The sequence below is a fragment of the Proteus mirabilis ATCC 29906 genome (genome assembly GCF_000160755.1).
In the GTDB taxonomy this organism is placed as follows: domain Bacteria; phylum Pseudomonadota; class Gammaproteobacteria; order Enterobacterales; family Enterobacteriaceae; genus Proteus; species Proteus mirabilis.
In genome coordinates, this window is record NZ_GG668582.1 from 61002 (window position 1) to 69651 (window position 8650).

Sequence of the window (8650 nt, forward strand, 5' to 3'; positions counted from 1 at the left end):
TATGGAATTAACAAAAAAAAAAGAAATTTTAAGTAATTTGGTAAGCCTTAGCTCTATTAACATATTAGGAATATTAATCCCTATAATTACAATGCCTATTCTTTCTAGAAGCCTAGGAATTGATACTTATGGAGAATATCTGTTATTTATGACTATATTAATATTCGGTCATACAATTACAGATTATAGTGTTCAATATATAGGAGTTAGGCAAGCATCTAATCATAAATATAACAATATCAAACTTTCTGTTATATACATTAATTACCAAACATTAAGATTATTTCTAGGTAGTGTTTATTTTTTATTATCTCTTAGCTATTCTATATGCTTTTTAAACGTCCATTTCACGTACTGGATATTATATGGAGGAAGTTTGTATCTAATAGGCTATGTGTTGACTAGCGCATGGTTTTATTTATCAATTGGAAACACAAAAATACTTATTATCTCTTCTCTATTTACTAAATTAATAAATTTATTAATAATAATATTTTTCATAAAAAAAAGTGACGATATAGATTTATTAATTTTATCTACTACTTTACCTCTTTTTATTTCTGGTTTCTTATTATATTTAAATATCAAACTAAAATTCAAATTAAAATTTATTTTTAGAGCTAAAAATATTTATCGATATATTATTAAAGGAAAAAATGTATTCTTAGGTATTCTATCTCCCAATTTGTATAATTCATTGCCTATAATAATACTCGGTTCAATATCGACTCCTAGTGAATTTTCAAAATTTGCAATTGCAACCAGAATCATTGGATTAATCACATCATTTCAAGATATCTTTGCACGATCAGTATTCCCTATCCTTTCACGTGAAAAGAAAAATCATATAATTACTCTACTAAAAATAAATTCACTCTTCTCAGTCTTAGCGGTTGTCTTTATTTTATGTTTTGGAGAATACTTTCTATATTTATTTTTAGGGAAAGATTATGCTAATAATATTTATTTAAATATTTTATCTATCAGCATTATATTCATTGGATTCATGAATTCATTTTCTGATGGCTTCTTTTTACCTAAAAAGTATGACTTAATTTATCGCAACATTTCTATTAGAATATCTTTAATATCCTGTACTATATCATTTATTTTAATATTAAAATTTGGTATTCTTGGAGGGTGCATAGGTATAACTACAGCAAGAATGTTATTCTCTATAGATTATTTTAGAACATATTATAATTTATCTAAAAAGGTTTAGTATGAATATACTAATATTATTACCTTCACTAGGTGGTGGTGGTGCTGAGAAAAATGCAGTTTTAATTGCAAATCAATTAGCAAAAAAAAACAACGTCCATATAGTAATTATATATAATGAAATTACTAATGAAAACAGGAAGCGGTTAGATAATAACGTATCGTTAACATTATTAAATAAGAAAAAAATAATATTTTCCATGTGGAAAATAAGGAATATTATCCTTAAAGAAAATTATGATGTAATTCTTACTACTGTAGCATATTTTGGTATAACATTCTCTTTTTTGCTTCCATTTATAAATAGAAAGAAGAAAATATATATATATAGGGAAACTAATATCCCATCCATATATAATAAAAACTTTAATATTTTGAAAAGAATTATATTTAAGCTTGGCTATCTTTATACAATGAAGAATTATGATTATATTATTTGCCAATCAAATGATATGATAAATGACTTAAATATATATTCATCTATTCCCTCAAGGAAAATAATAAAAATTAACAACCCAATAACTAGACCTGAATGTCACCCGTCTATAATAAATAACAAAAAATCTGAAAATTATGTTTTTGCAGCAGGCCGACTCACCCAACAAAAAGGATTTTTAGATTTAATAAAAAACTATTCAACATCTAATGCTCTAAAGAAAAACATAAAATTATATATTGCAGGTATGGGGCCTCAATATAATGAAATGAAAATACTAATTAATAGTTTAAATTTGAATGCAAACATAATTTTATTAGGGTTTAAGGATGATTTAAGTAGTTATTTATTAAATGCAAAAGCTTTTATTCTTTCATCAAATTATGAAGGTTTTCCAAATATTGTCTTAGAAGCATTGTCTTATGGGTGCCCTGTACTTTCTAATGATTGCCCTGGTGGTATTAATGAAATTATTATTCCTAATTTCAATGGATTAATTTATTCGAAAAATAACTTTAATGAAATGTTAGATTTAATTCTTAAGATTGATTTTGATAGAAATCAAATTTCTGAAGATATCATAAAAAGGTATGATGCTAATTTATTACTAAGTAAATATGATGAGATAATAGACAATGATAGCAATATCAATTTCAACCACAACAAATAGATTATTCAATATAAAAAAAGAGCAATTCCCTCAACAAGAAGGTATCATTTATTTCATATCTATACAAGGACTAGATATCGATAAAAATAAAGTAGGTTTATTTATAAAAAACAATCTACCTTATTTTAGAGTGTTATATACTGAATCTAAAGGTTTATCTAATAATAGAAATAATTCATTAAAAGAATTATACAAGATAAATACGGTTGAATACATATATATTGCAGATGACGATATCTATGTAAATATAAAAGGAATTTTTCAACTAGTAGAAAAAATGAAATTAAATGATATTTCATTAGGCTGTGGAAAAATATCTTGCGATATCGGTGAATTTAAAAAATACCCCTTAAAAGAAGGTTACTTTAATATTTTTAATATGGCTAAAATCTCCAGCGTAGAGATGTTATTGAATAAAAGTTTTTTAGCATCCAATAAGATTTTTTTTGATACAAAATTTGGTTTAGGAGGCATTTTTGATTCTGGTGAAGAATATATTTTTTGCTCCGATATTTTAAAATTAAAAGGTACAATAAAATATTACCCAATAGTCCTTTGTCAACATCCTCCAATCTCATCAGGAAAAAATTTTTATTTGACTCCTGAGAAAATTGCAGCAAAAGGCGCAATGTTCTATAGAATATTTGGAAACATGGGATTATTATTTTCACTAGCGTTTAGCTTAAAAAAACATAGAATATATAAAAAAAAGTTAGGCTTTTTTCAGTTCTATCGATATATGGTTTCAGGTCAAAAACATTTAAAAAAACTATTAACAAAATAAATTATGAATATAGAAAAAAAAGACTATCTAGTTTCAATAATTATGCCTTGTTTTAACTCTGAGAAATATATTTCAGAAGCTATTGAATCAGTATTAAAACAAACATATTCAAATTTCGAATTAATAATAATTGATGATAACTCAACTGATTCGACACTAAAAATAATAAATTCATTTAGAGATAACAGAATCACTATTATTTCCTTTGATGAAAACCAAGGTGCTGGTGTAGCAAGAAACAAAGGCATTGAGGTAGCAAATGGTCGATTTATTGCTTTTCTAGATAGTGATGATTTATGGAGCAAAAATAAACTAGAAGCTCAAATAAAATTTATGTTAGATAATAATTATCATTTAACATATAGTTATTATCAGTGCTTTGATAAAAATGGAATTAGTAATATTAAAACTCCCCCTTTATCTATATCTTATAATAAACTTTTATATTGCAATATTATTGGATGTCTAACTGCTATTTATGATTCCTATATAATAGGAAAACAATATATGCCTCTCATAAGAAAAAGACAAGATATGGGGTTATGGTTAAAGATTTTAAAACAATACGGTGATGCATATTGTCTCCCTTATGTACTAGCATCTTATAGAACTGATTCAGGTATGACAAAAAATAAATTTAATGCAGCATTGTACCAATGGAAGTTTTATAAGCATGAATTAAAATTTAACTTAATAAAATCATTATATTATTTTATTGGTTATACATATAATGGATTATTTAAAAAATAATTTATCTTTTTCACAGGAATAAGATTGTGTTTTATTATACTCTATTTTTGCTTATAGTTTTATGTTTATTAATTCTATCTAATAAAATTAAAAATGATTTTTTCTTTTATATTTTAGTTATTATCACGGTTTTATTCTCTGGGCTCAGATATGATGCTGGAAATGATTTTTTTTCTTATTATTCAATGATAACAAATGTTGTTGATATAAATAGATTGGAGTTAATACCTAGACTTTTAATTGAAATAGCAATAGCATTTGAACAGCCTTTCTTATTTTTTCTTTTATCATCTACTTGCTATATTTTTTCCATTGCTTATTTTTGTAAAAAAAACTCACAAAACAAGGAGTTATCCTTTCTACTATTTATATTATTACCATTATCTTTTTTAACATCATTTGGTTATATTCGACAATATATGTCTATTGGCTTTTATTTAGTAGCTTTATCTCTATTTTTAAATAAGAAAAAGAAAAAATCATTTATTTTTATGTTGCTGGCTATACTTTCACACACTTCATCAATAATATTTATTCCTTTAATAATATTGCATAAGATAATATCCAGAAAAAAAATAAATATTTTAATTACAATATCCTTAATAATAGCATCATACTCATTTTCATGGATAATAAAAGAATACTCTTATTTGGCCGGAAATTATCAGCATTATATAACTGGGAAAAATGTAATAGATGCCGGAAAAAAAATAGGTTACATTTGTTTACTTCTACTTATATATTTTTATACATTATCAATTAGAATAAAAAACAAGAATAACATTTACTTTTTTAATATATTTGTTATTTTTGTTATACTTTATATATTATTAATGGATTTTGGAGAATATGTAGTTAGAATTAGTTACATTTTATTTCCTATCAGTTATATACTTTTCTCTTCAACCTTACTGAAAAATAAAAATCTTAGACTATTACAATTGCTAGCTATAATATTGTTTGGACTATCTATGTTTTATACAACTCTTTATCTAGCTAGTAAAAATACAACTCGTGACTTTTTAACAAATTACTCTTTTATTTTTTTGAAAAATACTTAATTTTTATTTAGGATTTAGAATATGAAAATCACCATCTCAGGAACCGGCTATGTCGGTCTATCTAATGGGATACTCCTTTCCCAAAACAACAAAGTTGTTGCATTAGATATTAATAAAGAAAAAGTCGAACTATTAAACAAAAAAATCTCTCCTATCTCTGATAAAGAAATTGAAGAGTTTTTAGCTACTAAAGAGCTCGACTTTACGGCAACTTTAGATAAAGAATTCGCTTATAAAGATGCTGAATTTGTTATCATTGCCACTCCTACCGATTATGATCCTAAAACTAACTACTTTAACACCTCTTCTGTAGAGTCGGTTATTCGTGATGTTTTAGAATATAATCCAAACACCACTATGATTATAAAATCAACCATTCCAGTTGGTTTTACTAAACAGATGAGAGAAAAATATCATACCGATAATATTATCTTCTCTCCTGAGTTCTTACGTGAAGGTCGCGCCCTTTACGATAACCTTTATCCATCTCGTATTGTGATTGGTGAGCAATCTGCAAGAGCAGAGAAATTTGCTGAGCTTTTACAACAAGGGGCATTAAAAAAAGATATTGATGTTCTTTTTACTGATTCTACAGAAGCAGAAGCCATTAAGTTATTTGCCAATACTTATCTCGCACTGCGTGTGGCTTATTTTAATGAACTCGATAGCTACGCCCAAGCTTACAATTTAAATGCAAGACAAATTATTGAAGGTGTCTGTTTAGATCCACGTATTGGTAATCACTATAACAATCCATCATTTGGTTATGGCGGTTACTGCTTACCAAAAGATACGAAACAGCTGTTAGCCAACTACGAATCAGTGCCTAATAATATTATTGGCGCCATTGTGGAAGCTAACCGCACTCGTAAAGACTTTATTGCTGATTCTATTATCGCTAAATCACCGAAGATTGTTGGTGTTTATCGTTTAATTATGAAATCAGGCTCTGATAATTTCCGCTCATCTTCAATTCAAGGCATTATGAAGCGTATTAAAGCAAAAGGCATTGAAGTAGTGATTTATGAGCCAGAAATGAAAGAAGAGACTTTCTTTAACTCAAAATTAATTCATAATTTAGATGAGTTTAAAGCAATGTCTGATGTCATTATTACCAATAGAATGGCTTCAGCACTAAACGATGTTGAAGAAAAAGTTTATACTCGAGACCTCTTTGGTAACGATTAATTAATAGAAACGGATTAATTACGTAATGAAATATTTAGTCACAGGTGCTGCTGGATTTATTGGTTTTCATCTAATAAAAAAACTGATCCAGCAAGGTGAAACCGTTGTTGGTATTGATAACCTTAATGATTATTATGATGTTGCTTTAAAAGAAGCTAGACTTAATCTTTTAAATCAACTAGATAATTTCTCTTTTTCTTTTATTGATTTAGCTGATAGAGAAAAAATTGCTCAATTATTTGAGGCTGAGAAATTTGATAGGGTTATTCATTTAGCTGCACAAGCTGGTGTTAGATATTCACTAATTAATCCGTTTTCTTATGCTGATAGTAATTTAACTGGTTTTCTAACTATTTTAGAAGGTTGCCGACACAATAACGTTAAGCATCTTGTTTATGCATCATCAAGTTCAGTCTATGGCTTAAATGATGAATTGCCATTTTCTCCTCATGATCAGGCTAATCATCCTGTTTCTTTATATGCAGCCACTAAAAAAGCTAATGAATTAATGGCGCATAGCTATTCTCATTTATATGGTATTCCAACTACTGGATTACGTTTTTTCACAGTCTATGGCCCTTGGGGACGCCCCGATATGGCATTATTTAAATTTACTAAAGCCATTATTAACAATCAGCCTATAGATATTTATAACCATGGTGAAATGAAACGTGATTTCACTTATGTTGAAGATATTGTAGAAGGTGTTACACGTATTGCTGATGTGATCCCTACAGCCCAGCAAGATTGGAAAGTAAGTACAGGTACTCCAGCAGATAGTTCTGCACCCTATAAGGTTTATAATATTGGTAATGGATCTCCGGTAAATTTAATGGATTACATTAGTGCGTTAGAAATACATTTAGGTAAAAAAGCAGATAAAAATATGTTACCAATGCAACCCGGTGATGTGTACACCACATGGGCAGATACTGAGGATTTATTTAAAGCAACTGGCTATAAACCTCAAACAAGCGTTGATGAAGGTATAAAACAGTTTGTTGATTGGTATAAAATTTATTACAAATAATAATTAACTTAATGGATCTATTATGATAACAATCATCGGTGGCTCAGGCTTTATTGGTACTCGCCTATCAGGCCAATTAACTAAAGAAAATATTGAATTTAAAATTGTGGATATTGTTAAAAGCGAGAAATATCCTGAAAAATGGGTCTTTGGTGATGTTACTAGACCAGAATCTTTACTCGAACCATTAAAAGGTTCTGATGTAATTATCAATTTAGCAGCGCAACATAAAGATAATGTTCATCCTATTAGCTTATATTATGAAGTTAATGTCGATGGTGCTAAAAATATTTGTGATGTTGCTGAACAATTAAATATTAAACATATTGTATTTACTTCATCTGTTGCTGTATATGGTTTTGTCGAAAAAGAAACAGGTGAAGATGGGGAGTTCCATCCATTTAACGATTATGGAAAATCAAAACTTGAAGCTGAACATAAGTATGAAACTTGGTATAAAAAAGATAATACAAATACATTAGTTGTAATCAGACCAACCGTTGTATTTGGTGAAGGCAATAGAGGAAATGTATACAACCTATTCCGCCAAATAGCTTCAGGTAAATTTTTAATGGTAGGCTCGGGTAATAATAAGAAATCTATGGCTTATGTAGAAAATATTGCAGCTTTCTTAAAATTTGCTACTCAAATAGAATCCGGTCATCATATATTTAATTATATAGATAAGCCTGATTTTACTATGAATGAGTTAACCGATATTATCTATACTGCACTCGACAAACGCCATAGTCATATTAAAGTACCTTATGCTATTGGATTACTTGGTGGGTATTGTTTTGATATTTTATCGAAAATAACAAGGAAAGAATTTCCTGTTAGTAGCATTCGTATTAAAAAGTTTTGCGCGCGTACCCAATTTAAATCTAATAATATAGATAAAACCAGATTTAAAGCACCTGTTACTCTGGAACAAGGCATCGCAAATACAGTTAAAGCAGAATTTAGTCATTAAACAATGCTCAATATCGTCTTATTTGAACCCGAAATTCCACCGAATACGGGTAATATTATCCGCCTGTGTGCCAACACAGGCTTTCATCTTCATTTGATCCAACCATTGGGTTTTACTTGGGATGATAAACGGCTACGTCGTGCAGGGCTTGATTATCGTGAGTTTGCTGATATCAAACAGCATCACGATTATTATGCTTTTTTAGAAAGTGAAGGATTAAGCCCTGATAATGCACAATCCCCGACAGGTGCGCGGTTGTTTGCATTAACCACTAAAGGTACTCCCGCCCATAGTAATGTAAGTTATCAAGATGGGGATTATCTGCTATTTGGTCCTGAAACACGAGGATTACCACCTTATGTGTTGGATAATATGCCAACACAACAAAAAATCCGTGTACCAATGTTAGCAGATAGCCGCAGTATGAATCTTTCTAATACGGTTGCCGTGGTTGTTTTTGAGGCATGGCGTCAATTAGGCTATCCTGGTGCATTATTAAGAGATTAATTTATCTTTTTAATTTATAACCATAAAAAA

The 8650-nt window shown here is 28.5% G+C and carries 9 protein-coding genes; all 9 read left to right on the top strand.

All coding sequences use genetic code 11. The features are described 5' to 3' along the window. Window position 1: 1 nt before the first annotated feature. From HMPREF0693_RS15265 to trmL, 9 genes are read left to right on the top strand one after another with little or no spacing between them, the layout of a single operon-like run. Window positions 2-1222 (top strand): oligosaccharide flippase family protein, encoded by a 1221-nt coding sequence (locus tag HMPREF0693_RS15265; protein WP_004246441.1) that lies wholly within the window; start codon window positions 2-4, stop codon window positions 1220-1222. 1 nt (window position 1223) lies between these two features. Then, a complete protein-coding gene (locus HMPREF0693_RS15270; RefSeq protein ID WP_004246442.1) occupies window positions 1224-2327 on the top strand; it encodes a glycosyltransferase in 1104 nt (367 codons plus the stop codon). Then, the gene (locus HMPREF0693_RS15275; RefSeq protein ID WP_004246443.1) at window positions 2293-3111 is read left to right on the top strand and encodes a hypothetical protein; all 819 of its coding nucleotides are present in this window, start codon (window positions 2293-2295) and stop codon (window positions 3109-3111) included. Before HMPREF0693_RS15270 ends, HMPREF0693_RS15275 begins: the two co-directional genes overlap by 35 nt. 3 nt (window positions 3112-3114) lie before the next feature. Further along, window positions 3115-3861: a glycosyltransferase family 2 protein gene (locus HMPREF0693_RS15280; RefSeq protein ID WP_004246444.1), complete on the top strand. Its 747-nt coding sequence runs from the start codon at window positions 3115-3117 to the stop codon at window positions 3859-3861. A 26-nt stretch (window positions 3862-3887) separates the two neighbouring features. Next, window positions 3888-4922: an EpsG family protein gene (locus tag HMPREF0693_RS15285; protein WP_036932484.1), complete on the top strand. Its 1035-nt coding sequence runs from the start codon at window positions 3888-3890 to the stop codon at window positions 4920-4922. 21 nt (window positions 4923-4943) lie between these two features. Then, the gene (locus tag HMPREF0693_RS15290) at window positions 4944-6110 is read left to right on the top strand and encodes a nucleotide sugar dehydrogenase (RefSeq protein ID WP_004246446.1); all 1167 of its coding nucleotides are present in this window, start codon (window positions 4944-4946) and stop codon (window positions 6108-6110) included. 25 nt (window positions 6111-6135) lie between these two features. Continuing rightward, window positions 6136-7140 carry an NAD-dependent epimerase gene (locus tag HMPREF0693_RS15295; RefSeq protein ID WP_004246447.1) on the top strand — a complete coding sequence of 335 codons (1005 nt, stop codon included), beginning with the start codon at window positions 6136-6138 and terminating at the stop codon, window positions 7138-7140. Between the two features lie 22 nt (window positions 7141-7162). Beyond that, window positions 7163-8113 (top strand): NAD-dependent epimerase/dehydratase family protein, encoded by a 951-nt coding sequence (locus HMPREF0693_RS15300; protein ID WP_004246448.1) that lies wholly within the window; start codon window positions 7163-7165, stop codon window positions 8111-8113. 3 nt (window positions 8114-8116) lie between these two features. Next, complete coding sequence (trmL, locus tag HMPREF0693_RS15305) at window positions 8117-8620, top strand: tRNA (uridine(34)/cytosine(34)/5-carboxymethylaminomethyluridine(34)-2'-O)-methyltransferase TrmL (protein ID WP_004246449.1); 504 nt, start codon at window positions 8117-8119, stop codon at window positions 8618-8620. Window positions 8621-8650: the final 30 nt, after the last annotated feature.